18 protein-coding genes and 3 tRNA genes are annotated in these 18,606 nt (G+C 53.4%); 11 read left to right on the forward strand and 10 right to left on the reverse strand.

Annotated features, from left to right (window positions below; translation table 11 throughout):
- Positions 1-104: 104 nt before the first annotated feature.
- Entirely contained in the window at positions 105-1,358 is a 1,254-nt protein-coding gene (gene amiC / locus C3708_RS10545) for an N-acetylmuramoyl-L-alanine amidase AmiC (protein ID WP_103949221.1), read from the forward strand.
- Positions 1,359-1,449: 91 nt separating this feature from the next.
- On the opposite strand, the gene C3708_RS10550 is transcribed toward amiC, so the two are convergent.
- From C3708_RS10550 to C3708_RS10560, 3 genes are all read right to left on the reverse strand, one after another.
- Positions 1,450-1,526 (reverse strand) — tRNA-Met (locus C3708_RS10550).
- A 43-nt stretch (positions 1,527-1,569) separates the two neighbouring features.
- Positions 1,570-1,646, reverse strand: a tRNA-Met gene (locus C3708_RS10555).
- 54 nt (positions 1,647-1,700) lie between these two features.
- Positions 1,701-1,777: transfer RNA gene (locus C3708_RS10560), tRNA-Met, on the reverse strand.
- Between the two features lie 208 nt (positions 1,778-1,985).
- On the opposite strand from C3708_RS10560, the gene mltA reads away from it, so the two are divergent.
- Both mltA and tcdA read left to right on the forward strand, forming a co-directional pair.
- Positions 1,986-3,083 carry a murein transglycosylase A gene (gene mltA, locus C3708_RS10565; RefSeq protein ID WP_103946580.1) on the forward strand — a complete coding sequence of 366 codons (1,098 nt, stop codon included), beginning with the start codon at positions 1,986-1,988 and terminating at the stop codon, positions 3,081-3,083.
- 96 nt (positions 3,084-3,179) lie between these two features.
- A complete protein-coding gene (gene tcdA / locus C3708_RS10570; RefSeq protein ID WP_095283195.1) occupies positions 3,180-3,986 on the forward strand; it encodes a tRNA cyclic N6-threonylcarbamoyladenosine(37) synthase TcdA in 807 nt (268 codons plus the stop codon).
- Here the strand turns inward: tcdA and csdE are convergent.
- Together csdE and csdA are read right to left on the reverse strand one after the other, a co-directional pair.
- Entirely contained in the window at positions 3,977-4,423 is a 447-nt protein-coding gene (gene csdE, locus C3708_RS10575) for a cysteine desulfurase sulfur acceptor subunit CsdE (protein ID WP_095283194.1), read from the reverse strand. The genes tcdA and csdE overlap by 10 nt on opposite strands.
- Positions 4,423-5,628 (reverse strand): cysteine desulfurase CsdA, encoded by a 1,206-nt coding sequence (csdA, locus tag C3708_RS10580; RefSeq protein WP_103949222.1) that lies wholly within the window; start codon positions 5,626-5,628, stop codon positions 4,423-4,425. Before csdA ends, csdE begins: the two co-directional genes overlap by 1 nt.
- Before the next feature lie 191 nt (positions 5,629-5,819).
- Between csdA and C3708_RS10585 the strand changes: the two genes are divergently transcribed.
- The 4 genes from C3708_RS10585 (at position 5,820) to rlmM (ending at position 8,846) form a co-directional block, all read left to right on the forward strand.
- Entirely contained in the window at positions 5,820-6,047 is a 228-nt protein-coding gene (locus C3708_RS10585; RefSeq protein ID WP_095283192.1) for a YgdI/YgdR family lipoprotein, read from the forward strand.
- A gap of 349 nt (positions 6,048-6,396) precedes the next feature.
- A complete protein-coding gene (gcvA, locus tag C3708_RS10590; RefSeq protein WP_095283191.1) occupies positions 6,397-7,311 on the forward strand; it encodes a glycine cleavage system transcriptional regulator GcvA in 915 nt (304 codons plus the stop codon).
- A 46-nt stretch (positions 7,312-7,357) separates the two neighbouring features.
- Positions 7,358-7,753: a DUF423 domain-containing protein gene (locus C3708_RS10595; RefSeq protein WP_103949223.1), complete on the forward strand. Its 396-nt coding sequence runs from the start codon at positions 7,358-7,360 to the stop codon at positions 7,751-7,753.
- Positions 7,746-8,846: a 23S rRNA (cytidine(2498)-2'-O)-methyltransferase RlmM gene (rlmM, locus tag C3708_RS10600; protein ID WP_095283189.1), complete on the forward strand. Its 1,101-nt coding sequence runs from the start codon at positions 7,746-7,748 to the stop codon at positions 8,844-8,846. The genes C3708_RS10595 and rlmM overlap by 8 nt, the downstream gene beginning before the upstream one ends.
- A 297-nt stretch (positions 8,847-9,143) precedes the next feature.
- Here the strand turns inward: rlmM and xni are convergent, their stop codons facing one another.
- The 5 genes from xni to queF all read right to left on the reverse strand — a co-directional run bounded on the left by xni (position 9,144) and on the right by queF (position 15,552).
- Complete coding sequence (gene xni, locus C3708_RS10605) at positions 9,144-9,899, reverse strand: flap endonuclease Xni (protein ID WP_103946577.1); 756 nt, start codon at positions 9,897-9,899, stop codon at positions 9,144-9,146.
- A gap of 108 nt (positions 9,900-10,007) precedes the next feature.
- Positions 10,008-11,375: an L-serine ammonia-lyase gene (locus C3708_RS10610; protein WP_103946576.1), complete on the reverse strand. Its 1,368-nt coding sequence runs from the start codon at positions 11,373-11,375 to the stop codon at positions 10,008-10,010.
- A gap of 61 nt (positions 11,376-11,436) precedes the next feature.
- Positions 11,437-12,726 carry an HAAAP family serine/threonine permease gene (locus C3708_RS10615; protein ID WP_095283186.1) on the reverse strand — a complete coding sequence of 430 codons (1,290 nt, stop codon included), beginning with the start codon at positions 12,724-12,726 and terminating at the stop codon, positions 11,437-11,439.
- 509 nt (positions 12,727-13,235) lie between these two features.
- On the reverse strand, positions 13,236-14,600 hold the full coding sequence (gene ppnN / locus C3708_RS10620) for a nucleotide 5'-monophosphate nucleosidase PpnN (RefSeq protein ID WP_095283185.1): 1,365 nt from the start codon (positions 14,598-14,600) through the stop codon (positions 13,236-13,238).
- Positions 14,601-14,709: 109 nt separating this feature from the next.
- The gene (queF, locus tag C3708_RS10625) at positions 14,710-15,552 is read right to left on the reverse strand and encodes an NADPH-dependent 7-cyano-7-deazaguanine reductase QueF (RefSeq protein WP_103949224.1); all 843 of its coding nucleotides are present in this window, start codon (positions 15,550-15,552) and stop codon (positions 14,710-14,712) included.
- 68 nt (positions 15,553-15,620) lie between these two features.
- Between queF and syd the strand changes: the two genes are divergently transcribed.
- The 4 genes from syd to C3708_RS10650 all read left to right on the forward strand — a co-directional run bounded on the left by syd (position 15,621) and on the right by C3708_RS10650 (position 18,373).
- Entirely contained in the window at positions 15,621-16,166 is a 546-nt protein-coding gene (syd, locus tag C3708_RS10630; RefSeq protein WP_103949225.1) for a SecY-interacting protein, read from the forward strand.
- 630 nt (positions 16,167-16,796) lie between these two features.
- Positions 16,797-17,126 carry a YqcC family protein gene (locus C3708_RS10640; protein WP_103949226.1) on the forward strand — a complete coding sequence of 110 codons (330 nt, stop codon included), beginning with the start codon at positions 16,797-16,799 and terminating at the stop codon, positions 17,124-17,126.
- Entirely contained in the window at positions 17,123-17,902 is a 780-nt protein-coding gene (gene truC, locus C3708_RS10645; RefSeq protein ID WP_103949227.1) for a tRNA pseudouridine(65) synthase TruC, read from the forward strand. The genes C3708_RS10640 and truC overlap by 4 nt, the downstream gene beginning before the upstream one ends.
- A 21-nt stretch (positions 17,903-17,923) precedes the next feature.
- The gene (locus tag C3708_RS10650) at positions 17,924-18,373 is read left to right on the forward strand and encodes a flavodoxin (RefSeq protein ID WP_103949228.1); all 450 of its coding nucleotides are present in this window, start codon (positions 17,924-17,926) and stop codon (positions 18,371-18,373) included.
- The last annotated feature ends 233 nt before the right edge of the window (positions 18,374-18,606 follow it).

Consider the following 18,606-nt stretch of genomic DNA (forward strand, 5'->3'; position numbering starts at 1 on the left):
GATTGTTTACCCTTTTATAGATGACAGGTTATGCGTCATTCGTTAAAGTTTTCGGTCAATTTGGACGTTTAGTGTATTAATTCGTTTTCTTGCTCGGGAGAAGCATGTCGGGATCCAAATCAACAATAAGCCGCCGCCGCTTGTTACAAGGGGCTGGGGCGATGTGGTTGCTTAGCGTCAGCCAGGTTGCACTCGCCGCTGTCAGTCAGGTGGTGGCGGTGCGTGTCTGGCCGTCTTCGACCTATACGCGCGTGACGGTAGAGTCTAATCAGGTACTGAAATACAAACAGTTTGCGTTGAGCAATCCTGAGCGTGTGGTGGTGGATATCGAGGGCGTGAATCTGAACTCGGTGCTGAAAGGCATGGGGGCGCAGATCCGTGGCGACGATCCTTACATAAAATCCGCTCGCGTTGGCCAGTTCGATCCGCAAACCGTGCGCATGGTATTTGAGCTTAAGCAGAACGTTAAGCCTCAGCTGTTTGCCCTGGCACCGGTGGCCGGTTTTAAAGAGCGTCTGGTAATGGATCTCTATCCGGCAAATGCGACGGATATTCAGGACCCATTGCTTGCCTTGCTGGAAGATTACAATAAAGGCGACCTCGAAAAGCAGGTTCCGCCTGCGCAGAGTGGTCCGCAGCCCGGTAAAGCGGGGCGAGATCGTCCGATCGTGATAATGCTCGACCCGGGCCACGGCGGGGAAGATTCCGGCGCAGTTGGGAAATACCGGACCCGTGAAAAAGACGTGGTGCTGCAGATTGGCCGCCGTTTGAAGGCGTTGATTGATAAAGAAGGCAACATGCGGGCATATATGACGCGCAATGAAGACGTGTTCATTCCGCTGAAAGTGCGCGTTGCGAAAGCGCAGAAACAGCGTGCCGACCTGTTTGTCTCCATCCACGCCGATGCTTTCACCAGTAGACAGCCCAGCGGCTCGTCCGTTTTTGCCCTGTCGACAAAAGGAGCGACCAGTACGGCGGCCCGACTGCTGGCAGATTCACAGAACGCCTCCGACCTTATTGGCGGGGTGAGCAAAAGCGGCGATCGCTACGTCGATCACACCATGTTCGATATGGTACAGTCGCTGACCATCACTGACAGCCTGAAATTTGGCAAAGCGGTGCTGGGGAAACTCGGGAATGTGAATAAGCTGCACAAGAATAGCGTTGAGCAGGCAGGTTTTGCGGTGCTGAAAGCGCCGGACATTCCGTCGATTCTGGTCGAAACGGCGTTTATCAGTAATGTGGAAGAGGAGCGCAAGCTCAAGACCGCGAAATTCCAGCAGGAAGTGGCAGAATCGATTCTGGCGGGAATTAAGGCGTACTTCTCGGATGGCGCGACGCTGGCCAGAAGAGGGTAGTGTCATCAGCCGGGGTAACGCCCGGCAAATCCACAAACTGCAGATACAAAAAAACACCCTTGAGGGTGTCTAATGTTTTGATTCGAAGAATTGGTTGCGGGGGCCAGATTTGAACTGACGACCTTCGGGTTATGAGCCCGACGAGCTACCGGGCTGCTCCACCCCGCGTCCGTATTTCTTCTTTTTTACATCTACTGCTTTAAAATTTGATTGGTTGCGGGGGCCAGATTTGAACTGACGACCTTCGGGTTATGAGCCCGACGAGCTACCGGGCTGCTCCACCCCGCGTCCGTCTTTCTACTGAGCAAAAACATCGTAGAAAGTACTGCATCAAATTTTAGTTGGTTGCGGGGGCCAGATTTGAACTGACGACCTTCGGGTTATGAGCCCGACGAGCTACCAGGCTGCTCCACCCCGCGTCCGTGGATGCGCACTATACTCGGATAGGTTTTTGATGCAACCCTTTTTCTCATAAATTCCTAAATTAGTACGTAATTTGAACGACATCGCGTTATCCGTATGATTATTGCGCAAAACCTGTCTCAGGATGCGCTATCAGATTTCATTAGCCTGAGCGGTTTGTTATCTTCTTTATAGAGACTCAGGGCAACTTTAAGACGAGATATAATGAAAGGACGTTGGGCGAAGTATCTGATGACGGGCGCAATGGTAGCGATTCTTGCGGCCTGTAGCTCTAAGCCGACCGATCGTGGTCAGCAATATAAAGACGGGAAATTCTCCCAGCCTTTCTCTTTAGTCAACCAACCCGATGCCGTTGGCGCACCGATCAATGCGGGTGACTTTGCTGAGCAGGTGAACCAGATTCGCACCGCATCGCCGCGTTTGTACGGTTCGCAGAACAGCGTCTATAACGCAGTGCAGGACTGGCTGCGCGCGGGTGGCGATACGCGCACCATGCGCCAGTACGGCATTGACGCCTGGCAGATGGAAGGGGCCGATAACTACGGTAACGTCCAGTTCACCGGCTACTACACACCGGTGGTTCAGGCGCGTCATACCCGTCAGGGCGAGTTCCAGTATCCTATCTACCGTATGCCGCCAAAACGTGGACGTCTACCGTCTCGCGCAGAGATCTATTCCGGTGCACTGAACGAAACCTATATTCTGGCCTACAGCAACTCGCTGATGGACAACTTCATCATGGATGTTCAGGGCAGCGGATACATTGACTATGGTGATGGCACACCGCTTAACTTCTTTAGCTATTCTGGTAAAAACGGACACGCCTACCGCAGTATCGGCAAAGTGCTGATCGACCGTGGCGAAGTGAAGAAAGAAGATATGTCGATGCAGGCGATTCGCGAGTGGGGTGAAAAACACAGCGAAGCCGAGGTCCGTGAACTGCTGGAGCAGAACCCGTCCTTCGTGTTCTTTAAACCGCAAAACTTTGCGCCAGTAAAAGGCGCCAGCGCGGTTCCGCTGATTGGCCGCGCGTCGGTGGCATCGGATCGTTCAATTATTCCGCCGGGTACCACTCTGTTGGCAGAAGTGCCGACACTGGATAACAACGGCAAATTTAGCGGCCAATACGAATTACGCCTGATGGTTGCGCTGGATGTGGGGGGAGCTATCAAAGGCCAGCACTTCGATATTTATCAAGGCATTGGCTCTGATGCAGGCCATCGCGCGGGCTGGTATAACCATTACGGCCGCGTCTGGGTACTCAAGCCAGCACCCGGTGCAGGCAGCGTTTTCAGCGGCTGAATGTGATAATATAGCGCGTAATATTTACCGCCTTCTCTATAGAAGAGAGGGGCAGGGTGAGGATAAAACCTCACCCTTTTTACATCCTGAGGTCTTATGTCTGTGTTAATCAGCGATGCCTGGCGTCAACGCTTTGGCGGCACCGCGCGTTTATATGGTGAAAAAGCCCTGCAACTGTTTGCGGATGCGCACGTGTGCGTGGTCGGTATCGGTGGGGTCGGTTCCTGGGCGGCTGAGGCGCTTGCGCGTACAGGCATTGGCGCGATCACGCTTATTGATATGGATGATGTGTGTGTGACCAACACCAACCGTCAGATCCACGCCCTGCGCGATAACGTCGGGCTGGCGAAAGCTGAGGTAATGGCCGATCGTATTCGTCTGATTAACCCGGAGTGTCGCGTCACGGTGATCGATGATTTCGTCACTGCGGATAACGTCGCGCAATACATGAGTGCCGGTTTTAGCTATGTGATTGATGCCATTGACAGCGTGCGCCCGAAAGCGGCGCTGATTGCCTACTGCCGTCGCTATAAAGTGCCCCTGGTGACGACCGGAGGTGCGGGCGGTCAGATCGACCCGACGCAAATCCAGGTGACCGATCTGGCAAAAACTATTCAGGATCCGCTGGCGGCAAAACTGCGCGAAAGGCTAAAAAGCGATTTTAACGTGGTGAAAAACAGCAAAGGTAAGCTCGGCGTGGATTGTGTGTTCTCAACTGAAGCGCTGGTTTACCCGCAGGCGGATGGTTCCGTTTGCGCCATGAAAAGCACCGCCGAAGGGCCAAAACGGATGGACTGTGCGTCCGGTTTTGGCGCGGCGACGATGGTTACCGCGACTTTTGGCTTCGTCGCGGTGTCTCACGCATTGAAGAAAATGATGGCAAAAGCCAATCGTCAGGCTTGAACCTGACGGGCCGCATTCAGCACTGCTTCGCTGAGCGCGGCCAGCCCCTGGCTGCGCGAGGCGCTGAGCTGACCACGCAGTCCCAGGTCATCAAATAGCGCCAGCGGATCGCCATGCAGAAGCTGATCCGCGCTTTTGCCTTCCACGGCGGTTAATAGCACCGCCAGTAAACCCCGCACGATACGACCTTCGCTGTCGCCGAAGAAATGCAGCTTTTCCCCTGAGGTCGTCACGCCTAGCCAGACGCGGTTCTCGCAACCAGGAATCTCTTTTGCCTGCGCTTTGAGTTCGTCAGAAAGTGCAGGAAGCTGTTTGCCTAATAAGATCAGTTGACGATATTTATCTTCCCACTGTGCGAGGGGGAGGAACGTCTGCCTTAACGTCTCTTCAGTGATTACGCTGCCGAAAGGGTGTCCGGCTAAAGATGAACTCGTCATTAATCCACCAATAGTTCAAGAGCGCGGTCAACGGCAGCCACCAGGGCATGCACGTCGCTTTGCGTATTGTAGGGTGCAAACGAAGCGCGGAGCGTCCCGCTGACGCCGAGTGCCGTCAGCAGAGGCTGGGCGCAATGTTGTCCGGCGCGCAGTGCGATGCCATATTCTGCCAGCAGAGTGACCATATCGCTGTGGTGTACACTCGCGAAATCAAACGCCAGCAGGCTGGAGTCCTGAACGCGGAAGGAACGAAAGCCCGGGCGTTTTTTTAACTCTTCTTCGGCGAGCGTTGCCAGCCCGCGGCTCCAGCTTTCCGCCTGCACGATATCCGTGTCAGCCAGCCACTCCAGCGCGGCGCTCAGGCCAATGACACCTGCGACGTTAGGCGTTCCGGCTTCGAGGCGGTAAGGGATCTCCTGAGTTTTGAAACCATCAAAGCTCACCTCAGTGATCATTTTTCCGCCCCCCAGCCACGGCGTCATCTGCGCCAGCAGCTCCGGTTTGCCGTACAGCGCGCCGATTCCGGTCGGGCCATAGAGCTTATGGCCTGAGAAAGCATAAAAGTCGATATCAAGCTTGCGTACGTCAGCGGGAAAATGCACCACGCCCTGCGCGCCGTCGACCATCACGATCATGCCACTGGCATGGGCAATATCGATAGCGCGGGCCAGATCCGGGCAGCCGCCGGTGACGTTCGACATTTGGCCGAGCGCCAGAATCCGACTGCGCGGGGTGATGAGTTCAGGTAACCGCGCGACATCAGGTAGCAAATCAGCGCCTAACGGCAACTTAATAACCTGCGCTCCCGTTTGTTCCGCAACCATCAGCCACGGCACCAGATTGGCGTGGTGTTCCGCTTCGCTGACGATAATCTCATCGCCCGGTTGCAGAAGTGGGCGCGCGTAACATTGCGCGACCATATTGATGGCCTCGGTCGTTCCGCGCGTCCAGACGATATTTTTACCGCTTTCAGCATTGAGCAGGCGGGCGACCTGATCGCGCGCGGCTTCGTAGCGCGCGGTTAAACGCTGCGCCTCGGCAAACTGGCTGCGATGCACATTCCCGGCGCTCAGGCTGTAGAACTGATGCGTGGCGTCGATCACCGCTAAAGGCTTGAGAGCAGTGGCGGCACTATCCAGATAAACACCGGCATCGGACAGCGCCGGGAACTGTGCGCGAAAGTGCGCAGGACTGAAAGCGTTCATGGAATTCCTCATATCAATACTGAGATCGTCGCGCAATTTTTGCGGCAGGGCAAGGTTGTTGATCGCTATCGGAATTGTCTGTTTGTCCTGGCAGGTCTCGAGAAGCAGGTTATGCTGAATAGTGTTAGGTGAATGTTTTAGCCTGTCTGAAATCGAGGATTAAATAGCATTAATTGCTAATGGAGAAAATTATGAACAAGACTGCCGCAATCATTTCTGCCTGTGTTTTTACTTTTGCCCTGAGCGCCTGTTCTGGTAACAACTACGTGATGCATACCAATGATGGTCGAACCATTGTCTCTGACGGGAAACCGAAAACTGACGATGAAACCGGGATGATTTCGTACAAGGATGCGAACGGCAACAAGCAGCAGATCAACCGCACTGACGTGAAAGAGATGGTTGAGCTGGATAAGTAACAGAATTTAGACCAAAAAAAAGCACCGCAAATAGGCGGTGCTACATTAATCACTATGGACAGACAGGGTAAATGTACAGGAAGTGAAAAAAGGGTAGCTTTGCTACCGTGATCTGAATTGCAGACCAATTGCAAACACAACAACACAACATCACAACCGTAAGCCAAAAGCCCTTCAGAACACGCATTCCAAAAAAAGCTTTTCGTTCCGGCTCAGGAAGTGCCGCCACTATAGGTATTTGCTGGTAGTTCCTCAACGGACAAATTATAATGGCTCAGATAAAAAAAACTAATAGGTTAAACGTTGTTTCCTATGTGTTAAATCCTTTTAACATCTAAGCCTGATAACCATGTCTAAGCGATTACCACCCCTAAATGCATTACGAGTTTTTGATGCCGCAGCACGCCATCTTAGCTTTACGCGCGCGGCTGATGAGCTTTTTGTGACGCAGGCCGCAGTAAGTCATCAAATCAAGTCCCTGGAGGATTTCCTGGGGCTTAAGCTGTTTCGCCGTCGTAATCGTTCGCTGCTTCTGACGGAAGAAGGGCAGAGCTATTTTCAGGATATCAAAGACATTTTTTCTCAGCTCACCGAGGCGACGCGCAAACTTCAGGCGCGAAGCGCAAAAGGTGCACTGACGGTCAGTTTATTGCCCAGTTTTGCGATTCATTGGCTGGTGCCAAGACTCTCTAGCTTTAACTCAGCTTATCCGGGAATCGATGTCAGAATCCAGGCCGTCGACCGTCAGGAAGACAAACTTGCGGACGATGTCGATGTGGCTATTTTTTATGGTCGCGGCAACTGGCCGGGCTTGCGTGTTGAAAAATTATACGCAGAATATCTCTTGCCGGTGTGTTCTCCGCTGTTACTCACCGGCGACAAAGCGTTGAAAACGCCTGCCGATCTGGCGCAACATACGCTTTTACACGACGCTTCTCGACGTGACTGGCAAACTTATACCCGCCAGTTGGGTCTTAATCATATAAATGTGCAGCATGGCCCCATTTTCAGCCACAGTGCGATGGTGTTACAGGCTGCTATTCACGGACAGGGTGTGGCGTTGGCAAACAACGTGATGGCCCAGTCCGAAATTGAGGCAGGCCGCCTGGTCTGTCCGTTTAATGATGTTCTGGTCAGTAAGAATGCATTTTATCTGGTTTGTCATGACAGTCAGGCAGAACTGGGTAAAATAGCCGCCTTCCGGCAGTGGATACTGGCGAAGGCGGCACATGAGCAAGAAAAATTCCGCTTTCGGTATGAGTAATCATCTCTTTTGTGTGCCGGGCACGCATAACTTTTAGGACAGAAACATGACCAGCCGTTTCATGCTGATTTTTGCCGCAGTGAGTGGCTTTATTTTTGTCGCACTGGGCGCGTTTGGCGCGCATGTGTTAAGCAAGTCCTTAGGGGGTGTTGAGATGGGCTGGATCCAAACCGGCCTTGAATATCAGGCGTTTCATACCCTGGCAATCTTTGGGCTAGCAGTCGCGATGCAACGCCGAATTAGCATTTGGTTCTACTGGAGCAGTGTTTTTCTCGCCCTTGGAACCGTGCTCTTTAGCGGCAGTTTGTACTGTCTCGCACTTTCGCATTTACGCCTGTGGGCGTTTGTTACACCCGTCGGCGGCGTCAGCTTCCTTGCCGGCTGGGTATTGATGTTTATCGGAGCTATCCGTCTGAAACGCAGGGGCGTTGTTCATGAGTAAGGTTGTTTTATATTGTCGCCCAGGGTTTGAGAAAGAGTGCGCGGCTGAAATCACTGACAAAGCGTCACGTCTGGAAGTCTTCGGATTTGCCCGCGTCAAAGAGCATTCGGGCTATGTGGTGTTCGAATGCTACCAGCCCGACGATGCCGATAAGATCGTCAGCAAGTTGCCGTTCAGCTCGTTGATTTTCGCACGTCAGATGTTTGCTGCGGGCGAGCTACTGACCGATTTGCCGCCAGAAGATCGTATTTCACCGATTTCCGGCATGTTGCAGGGCGTAGTAGAGAAGGGCGGCGATCTGCGCGTTGAAGTCGCGGATACGAACGAAAGCAAAGAGCTGATGAAGTTCTGTCGCAAACTCACCGTTCCGCTGCGCGCCGCGCTGCGTGAGGTGGGCGTGCTGACGAACTACGAAACGCCAAAGCGTCCGGTGGTGCATGTCTTCTTTATCGCGCCAGGCTGCTGTTATACCGGTTATTCCTACACGACCAACAACTCGCCATTCTATATGGGTATCCCGCGTCTGAGGTTCCCGTCCGATGCGCCAAGCCGTTCTACGCTCAAACTGGAAGAAGCGTTCCACGTCTTTATTCCTGCCGACGAGTGGGACGAGCGTCTGGCGAATGGGATGCATGCCGTTGATTTAGGCGCGTGCCCTGGCGGCTGGACCTATCAGCTGGTGAAGCGCAACATGTGGGTTGCTTCTGTTGATAACGGCCCGATGGCACAAAGCCTGATGGATACCGGGCAGGTAACCTGGCTGCGTGAAGATGGTTTCCGCTATCGCCCGACGCGTAACAACATCACCTGGATGGTGTGCGATATGGTGGAGAAACCGGCGAAAGTGGCCGCGCTAATGGCGACCTGGCTGGTCAATGGCTGGTGCCGTGAAACGATCTTCAACCTCAAGCTGCCAATGAAAAAGCGCTACGAAGAGGTGTCCCAGAATCTGGCATTTATTCAGGAACAGCTGAATGCACAGGGGATTAATGCTGAGATTCAGGCACGTCAGCTCTATCATGATCGCGAAGAAGTCACCGTGCATATTCGCCGCTGGTGGGCTGCAGTCGGTGGGCGTCGCGACGAGCGATAGTGCCTGTTGTTGTGCCCGGTGGCGCTGCGCTTACCGGGCCTACAACATATTAAGGTTTTGATTTTGTAGGCCGGGTAAGGCGAAGCCGCCACCCGGCACGATGTTGGCGTTTATACGGTTTTATGCCCGGTGGCGCTACCGCTTACCGGGCCTACAACATATTAAGGTTTTGATTTTGTAGGCCGGGTAAGGCGAAGCCGCCACCCGGCACGATGTTGGCGTTTATGCGGTTTTATGCCCGGTGGCGCTACCGCTTACCGGGCCTACAAAGGCTTGAATCGTAGGCCGGACAAATGACTACCGCTCTAGCCGTAACTGCTGCAAATTCCCGTCTAACTGCAAATCCGTCTGTAGCCGTGCGACGTCCCGGCAGATAAACGCCATCTCTTTGTGCGCTTCCAGCTTCTTACGCCACTTCTCAGGGACATCGTCCAGATGCGCGTAAATCCCTTCCAGATCCTGAAAATCTGTTAACAGCTGTGCCGCACTTTTTTGCCCAATCCCCGCCACGCCCGGTATTTTTGAACTGCTGATCCCGGCCAGTCCCCAGTAGTCGGGGAGCTGCTGCGGCGAGACGCCAAATTCGCTGGCGATAAACGGCGCATCCAGCCAGCGCTTCTGGAAATAATCGCGGATGCGAATGGTCGGGGAAAGCAGCTGACAGTAGCCTTTATCCGTGGAGACGATGGTGGCCTGATGTCCGGCGCTCGCCACTTTTATTGCCAGCGTTGCGGCTAAATCGTCGGCTTCGTTGCCATGAGCGCCCCAGCATGGGACGCCGCGCTGCTCAAAGGCGGCGCGAATGGCGGGCATTTCAGCGTGCAGATCGTCTGGCATTGGCGCGCGACCGGCTTTGTAATCCGGTAACCGTTGGTGACGCCAGCCAGTGTTCCGCGCTTCATCGTCGAACACTGCAACCACATGCGTGGGCTGGCTGTGACGAATCAGCTGCTCCAGTGCATGCAAACAAGTGTCTTTACAGGGCGTACCTTGCACCGCATGGATGCGGCGAATCAGGTTGAGCGCGTCGACGATAAGCAAATGAACAGCCACAGATAATCTCCCTTCTGTTGATAAATAAAGGGTAACACTGTCAGCAGGATGAAACCACGAATGGTGAGGGAATTGGGAAGGCGCCTCGCAAAAGCGAGGCGCACACTTTTAATCGCAGGTGACGATTTTCATTGCCAGGCCGCCGCGAGAGGTTTCGCGGTATTTGGCGTTCATGTCTTTGCCGGTCTCGTACATGGTTTCAATAACTTTATCGAGACAGACGCGCGGTTCGCTGGTACGGCGCAGGGCCATACGCGCGGCGTTGACCGCTTTAACAGAGGCAATGGCGTTACGCTCGATGCACGGCACCTGTACCTGCCCGGCAACCGGGTCGCAGGTCAGACCGAGGTTATGTTCCATACCGATTTCCGCCGCGATGCAGACCTGCGTCGGGCTACCGCCCAGCAGTTCCGTCAGCCCTGCTGCCGCCATAGAACAGGCCACGCCGACTTCGCCCTGGCAACCCACTTCGGCACCGGAGATTGAAGCATTCATCTTGTACAGCGAGCCAATCGCGCTGGTGACGAGCAGATAGCGCGCCAGCGAGTTAGCGTTCACTTCGCGGATGAACTTGTCGTAGTACGCCAGAACCGCCGGAACGATACCGCACGCACCGTTGGTTGGCGCAGTCACCACGCGCCCGCCTGCGGCGTTTTCTTCGTTAACGGCCAGCGCGAACATGTTGATCCAGTCAACGACCGCCATCGGATCGGTGGTGGTTTTGTCGGTGCTCACCAGCATACGGCGCAATGCAGCAGCACGACGTGGAACGCGCAGTTTGCCCGGCAGCACGCCTTCGGTGGTGATGCCGCGCTCGATACCGCCGCGCATCACATCCCAGACGTTTTTGAAGTGCTGTTCCAGCTCTTCTTTGCTGTGCAGCGCTAGCTCGTTTTTCATCATCAGGCCAGACAGTGACAAACCGCTTTCCTGGCAATGACGTTGTAAATCAGCTGCGTTTTTATACGGATACGGCACCGCGACGGTAGAGTCGCTGGCCTGACCAAAGTGGTCTTCGTCGACGATAAAACCGCCGCCGATGGAATAATAAGTTTGGCTGTAAATCGCCTTTTCGCCTGCCAGTGCGGTGATTCGCATCCCGTTTTCGTGCAGGGAGAGGTTATCGGCATGGAAGTTCATGCACTTATCAACGGGGAACTCGACCTCATGGTCGCCGTTGGCCAGCAGCAGTCGGCCATGAGTATTGACGTCCTGAATAAATCCAGGGATCGCATCAATATCGACGGAGTCCGGCAGGTTGCCCGCCAGGCCCATAATAATGGCGATGTCGGTGTGGTGGCCTTTACCCGTCAGGGACAGGGAGCCATATACATCTACAACCACGCGTGTAACGTCGTGCAGAATGCCGCGTGAAATCAAGTCATCCGTGAATTGTTTACCGGCTTTCATTGGCCCGACAGTATGAGAGCTGGAAGGTCCAATACCGATTTTGAAGATATCGAATACGCTAATCATGATGCGTCCATTGCTATCAGTCAGAGGAGGATTGCGCCGCCCGAAGACGGCGCAGGAGGTATTAGCTGAACAGAGAGAAGAAAATCGCGGAGATGGCAATCAGACCCATAATCACAACGAATACGTTGCTGATATGGCCGCTGTATTTACGCATTGCCGGGACTTTCTGAATCGCGTACATCGGCATCAGGAACAGAATCATCGCGATGATTGGGCCGCCCAGAGTTTCGATCATGCCGAGGATGCTCGGGTTCATGGTCGCAACTGCCCAGGTGGTCACCAGCATGAACAGCGCGGTGATTTTATTCAGTTTGTTGATTTCAATGCTTTTGCCTTTACCGCGCAGAGATTTAATCACCATACCGTTGAAGCCTTCACGTGCGCCCAGATAGTGGCCGAGGAAGGATTTGGTGATAGCGATAATCGCGATAATAGGTGCCATCCAGGCAATCACTGGTGCGTTAAAGTGGTTAGCCAGGTAAGACAGAATCGAGATGTTCTGTGCTTTTGCCGCTGCCAGATCTGCCGGGGAGAGGCTCAGCACGCAGCTGAACACGAAGAACATCACGGTGATAACCATCATGATGTGAGCGCGTGCCAGGATGCTGGAACATTTTTTCTCTGCGCCCTGACCGTATTCTTCACGTTTTGCTACCGCGAAAGAGGAGATGATCGGGGAGTGGTTGAAGGAGAACACCATTACCGGAATTGCCAGCCACAGGGTCATCCACAGGCCGTTACCGGTTGCTGATGCGCTGCTAAAGGACAGAGTTTCCAGCGCTGCACTGTTCCACTGTGGGATCAGGTAGCATGCCAGCACCATCAGGGCGATGACAAACGGGAACACCAGAACGCTCATCGCTTTCACGATCATCTGCTCGCCGAAGCGCACGATGGTCATCATACCGACGATCAGGATCAGAGACAGAATGGCGCGTGGTGGCGGCGTCATGTGCAGCTGGTGCGTCATGAAGCTTTCAACGGTGTTGGTAATTGCCACGCTATAAACCAGCAGAATTGGGTAAATCGCGAAGAAGTAGAGCAGGGTAATCAGTTTGCCTGCGCCAATACCAAAGTGTTCTTCAACAACTTCAGTGATGTCTTCGCCAGGGTTTTTACCGGAGAGTACAAAGCGGGTCAGGCCACGGTGTGCAAAGTAAGTCATCGGGAAGGCAATGATTGCCATGATGATCAGCGGAATCAGACCGCCAACGCCTGCGTTAATTGGCAGGAAAAGGACACCCGCGCCGATTGCTGTACCGTACAGGCCCAGCATCCACATGGTATCCGTTTTGCGCCATCCACTTCGGGATTCTGTCGAAGCAATGGTGCTGGTTTGAGTGGTTTCCATCTATTTCTCCTGGAGGAAGCAATTTGTCAGGCTTTTTAGTCAATTCCGATGAAAAAGGGCCTGACGGTAATATGAAATTCGTTCAATGACGGTTTTTTTATAATTTTTGCCCGTAACTATTGGCGGGCGGAAAGATACATTTAAGTAATGAATGTATCAGTGATCCTGATCCCAAATGCAATAATCCACTTTTGAAGTGGGCATATTTAGACCAAAAAACTGTTAATAAAACGTCAAAGCGGATTTACGGGCGCGAAGGCTACCATTAACGACATGCGGCGTGAAAGATCGGATAGCGAGATACGTGGCTTGCGCTGTAAAGAGGGCGTTTTTTAGTTTTTTCTTGCAGATAATTTCGATTAGGGCTGATAAATAGCGGTTATAAAAAGTAGGTAATCGTTTGCGTTGTAGTTGAAAATGTAAATGAGATAAGAAATGCCTATGTTTTATCAGCAGAAATGAAAAAGCCGGGGGTTGCCCGGCTTAAATGATGTGAGAAAGGCTCGTGGTCAGGAGCAAATCTCATAGCATGGGATATAGGCTGAACCTGGGAGCTTCATACGGTGCTGGGCAACAAAGCCCTGCAGCAGGTCGTCCATACGGCGCATCATCTCGCTGTCGCCGTGGATTTTGTAAGGGCCGTGCTCTTCGATAGCGCGAATACCCACCTCTTTGACGTTACCGGCCACGATGCCTGAGAACGCACGGCGCAGATCCGCCGCTAACACCTCGACTGGCTGGTCGGGATACAGTTTCAGGTTCGCCATGTTTTCGTGCGATGGCTCAAACGGCTTTTGCAGATCGGGCGTGATACGAATCGACCAGTTAAAGCTGTAGGCGTCACCGGTATCACGACGGTTCTCTTTGACCAGTGGCATCGCCTTTTTCATCTGACGCGCCACTTCAGCGGCATCGTCAATGATAATGCGATAGTGGCTGCGCGCTGCCTCGCCCAGCGTGTGCACGATAAATTCGTCCAGCACGCGGAAGTAATCGGCGCTCTCTTTTGGTCCGGTGAGGATAAGCGGTAAGACCTGATTTTTATTCGCCGGATTCATCAGAATACCCAGCAGATAAAGCAGCTCTTCTGCCGTACCGACGCCGCCAGGGAAGATGATTATCCCGTGCGCGATTCGCACGAATGCTTCCAGACGTTTTTCGATATCCGGCATGATGATCAATTCATTCACCAGCGGGTTCGGTGGCTCCGCTGCGATGATTGACGGTTCGGTCATGCCAATGAATCGCCCTTCTTTATAACGCTGCTGCGCGTGGCCTACGGCGGCACCTTTCATCGGCGCTTCCATCGCACCCGGACCGCAGCCGGTACAAATGTTCAGCTCGCGCAGACCGAGTTGGGTCCCCACGCGGCGAGCGTAGAGGTATTCGGTTTCGTTGATGGAGTGACCGCCCCAGCAGACGACCATATTTGGCGCTTCGCCGACGTGCAGCGCGCGGGCATTACGCAGAATGGAGAAGACCAGGTTGGTCATGTGTACCGAGCTTTCCAGATTAAGGTGCTGGAAACGCCCGGCATTGTGAATTTGTCCGTTAACAAACAGGATGTCGCGCAACACGGCGAACAGGTTGGCTTGCAATGAGCGAATAATTCGCCCGTCAACAAAGGCATCTTCCGGCGGATTAATCACTTCAAGCTTCACGCCACGTTCGCGGCGCAGTACGTTGATATCAAAGCTTTCAAAGCGAGACAGCAGCTCTTTACTGTTATCTGTCAGGCTTCCGGAGTTCAGAACGGCAAGTGAACAGTTACGAAACAGCTGATAAAGGTCACTGCTGGCCGTGCGTTTAAGCATGTCCACTTCCAGCTGCGACAACATATCCATTGAGCCAAGCGGGCTAATATGTGTAATCAAGTGAGCTCCTTATGGGATGAAGTTCTTCTTTCCCTGTTGATTACAATAGCCCCGGCTTATGACGTTTCACAACCTTAGCAGTGGAATACGCTACGCAAATTGCAAAAATTTACTGACGAACAAGCCGTCCGGTCGCCGGAACAAAGTCCGTATTGGTGCGCCAGGGGTTGATATCTAGCCCGCCGCGACGGGTATAACGCGCGTACACGCTCAGTTTCTCCGGGTGGCAGAAGCGCTGGATGTCATTGAAAATACGCTCCACGCACTGCTCGTGAAATTCGTTGTGATGGCGGAACGACACCAGATAGCGCAGCAGTTTTTCCCGGTCGATCTTCGGGCCGCGATATTGAATCTGTACTGAGCCCCAGTCGGGCTGATGGGTGATCAGGCAGTTGGATTTCAACAGGTGGCTGACCAGCGTCTCTTCAACGACTTTTTCGCCAGCGGCATTGTGCAGGTAATCGGTGCTGAATTCGTAGCTCTCAATGGTGATGTCCTGATCGTCGATACAGGTGCCGTGGAAGTGGGCAACTGGCTGGCCTTCCAGCTCATTCAGACGATAAAGGGCTACGGTCACTTTCCCCTGTGCACATGCGCTCAGATCGCGTTCTAACGTGCGCTGGACATCTTCCCAGGAGTCAAACTGCGTCTGGTTGAAACTATTAAGATAGAGCTTAAAACTTTTGGATTCGACCAGATTAAGACTGGCGTAATCCAGCTCAACGTGACCCACGGCAACCTGAGGTAGACCACGAGCGTTGAGCCATGAGAGTTCGTAAAGCGTCCAGATATCGCCGCCGACAAAGGGAAGAGTATCGACCTTCAGTCCGAGCGGATCGCGGTTCAGACTGCGTGGAACGCCTTGTAACAGGCTGGCATCATAGGTGTCGCGGTAGGCGGTAGTTTTGCCCAGCGTTAAGCCTGATAACGCCTGATGGTTTTCGTAAGACATGTTTCGTGGTCACTTTGCAGGTAAACTATAGGCCAAGTTTATCCTGTCTTACGTGAAGAGAGAAATCGGTGGATATTGAAACTGCAAATGCCCTGACAGCGTTCACCACGCGCTATTGCGATGCCTGGCATCAGAAGAATGAAACGTGGCCGCAGAGTGAGGAGTTATACGGCGTGCCGTCGCCGTGCATTATCACGAGCCTGGACGATAAGGTTATCTGGCAGCCGCAGCCCTTCACGCTAGAACAGAATGTAAATGCGGTTGAACGCGCGATGGACATTGTGGTACAACCAGTCGTTCATGCGTTCTATACCACACAGTTTGCCGGGGATATGCGCGCCCGTTTCGCCAGTGAAACGCTGACGCTGCTACAAACCTGGAGCGAAGACGATTTCCAGCGAGTTCAGGAGAACTTGATTGGTCATCTGGTGACGCAAAAACGCCTGAAGCTTGCACCGACGTTATTTATCGCCACGCTGGACAGCGAACTGGATGTGATCGCTGTCTGTAATCTGAATGGTGAAGTGATTAAAGAGACGCTCGGTACCCGCAAGCGCGAAATTCTCGCCCCCTCACTTGCGGAATTCCTCACTCAGCTTGAACCCGTTTTGTAATCCGTTGTGCTACAGCTTTTGTGAGAGATCTCTTACACGCTTTGTGAGAGATCACCGCAATAAATCGATAATACTTCAGCGACAAACCCATTAAAAATTAATAATTTCATATTGTTAGATTAACATCTCTTCACTGTTACTCAACGCGTGATGAATGTAAGTCTGTGTAGGTGGGTTGTAAGACGAAGCGTAATAGGGGATTCTATATCCCGTCGACAGGATGACGACACGAGAGATGAACATCAGGATGATGACATTTCTCACACAGGATACGTCAGGATGGCGCTGCAGGAAGGCTTCAGGATTGAAGCAAAAGGATAACGCAGGATGCGTAAGGGACACCTCCAGGACGGAGAATGAGAACCGGACATGATGCCCGGTGGGTCAGGAAGGCCAGGACGTTTCAGGATGGAACATTCGCATCAGGACGATGTGAGCAGGATGCGCGGTTACGGATGACCAGGCCTCACGGCCACTGGAAAAGTTGTCACGGACGAGCAGGGAGCACAAATTGTAGCTGGAATGCTGCGAAACGAACCGGGAGCACTGTTTATACAGTGCTCCCTTTTTTTATTTCTACGTTCCGCAATGCTATGCTGCGCGCCGTTCAGTTTTTCAGTTGAGGTTTTTATGACGCATAACGACAGCGTTCGTGCGCAGTTGCACGCCATCGAGGCTCTGTTGCGCCACCATCAGCTGTGGCAGGCAACGGCGCCGCAGCCAGAGGCATTCGAAAGCACCCAGCCTTTCTGCCTGGACACCCTTGAGCCGTTTGAATGGCTGCAATGGGTGCTCATTCCACGCCTGCATTCGCTGCTGGACGGAGGTTATCCGCTTCCGCATGATTTTGCCGTCGCCCCATATTACGAAATGGCGCTGGATGCGCAGCATCCGGTGCGCGATGTCGTACTGATTGAACTGCAACGTCTGGATACGCTGTTTGCTGGCGGCCAGGCATGACCATTGAGATCCTCTACCAGGACGAGTGGCTGGTCGCGGTCAATAAACCTTCTGGCTGGCTGGTGCACCGTAGCTGGCTGGATCGCGATGAGAAAGTCGTGGTGATGCAGACCGTGCGCGACCAGATTGGTCAGCACGTGTTTACCGTTCATCGTCTGGACCGACCGACCTCGGGCGTCCTGCTGATGGGCCTTTCCAGTGAAGCCGGGCGGCTTTTATCTCAGCAGTTCGAACAGCATCAAATTCAAAAACGCTATCACGCTATTGTGCGCGGCTGGCTGATGGACGACGCGACGCTCGATTATCCGCTGGTCGAAGAGCTGGATAAAATCGCCGATAAATTTGCCCGTGAAAATAAAGATCCTCAACCTGCGGTGACCGATTATCGCGGTCTGGCGACGGTCGAAATGCCCGTTGCCACCGGTAAATTCCCGACCACGCGCTACGGACTGGTAGAACTGGAACCGAAAACCGGTCGCAAGCACCAGCTGCGCCGCCATCTCTCCCATCTGCGTCATCCGATTATTGGTGACAGCAAGCACGGTGATTTGCGCCAGAACCGCAGCGCCGCCGAACATTTTGGCTGCAACCGCCTGATGCTGCACGCCAGCCAGCTCAGTCTGACGCACCCGTTCACCGGCGAGCCGCTGGTGATCCGCGCGGGGCTGGATGACGTCTGGATGCAGGCGCTGTCACAGTTTGGCTGGATCGGACAACTCCCCGAAAATGAAAGGGTTGAGTTTGTGGCGAGCAACGTTCAGGATGAACAGCAATAGCGATAATAAAGGGAGTGAAGCATGGCTGAAGTAGGCATTTTTGTCGGCACAATGTACGGTAACTCGCTGCTGGTGGCCGAAGAGGCCGAGGCGATTCTGATCGGTCAGGGGCATAAAGCGACGGTCTATGAAGATCCCGATCTCTCCGATTGGGAAAAATACCAAGACAAGTACGTGCTGGTGGTGACATCCACAACCGGACAAGGCGATCTGCCGGACAGCATCGTGCCGCTCTTTCAGTCAATCAAAGATAAATTAGGCCATCAGCCTAATACCCGCTACGGCATCATTGCTCTCGGTGACAGCAGCTACGCTAATTTCTGCGGCGGTGGCAAACAGTTTGATGCCCTGTTGCAGGAACAGAGCGCCCAGCGCGTGGGTGAGATGCTGTTGATCGATGCTGGCGAGCACCCTGAGCCAGAAAGCGAGTCTAATCCGTGGGTTGAGCAGTGGGGCGCGTTGCTCAAGTAGCCTTTTGCCGGGTAAGGCGCAGCCGCCACCCGGCAACCAACTTCACACTCTTCCCCATTTTCGTGAACCACCTTCCACTCCCTTGGGCTTTTGCCACAAACAACCTCAGACCGGCCTTCCAATGTTGTGTTGATGCACGGTGAGAGAGCGGCCTCCCCTTACATATACTTTCCCCGTCAGTTACAAAAATGCAGTTAGAAACCATAAAACGGCACTGATATTTCAGGAAAGCC

It is taken from the genome of Lelliottia sp. 7254-16, from assembly GCF_002922995.1.
Taxonomy (GTDB): Bacteria; Pseudomonadota; Gammaproteobacteria; order Enterobacterales; family Enterobacteriaceae; genus Enterobacter; species Enterobacter jeotgali.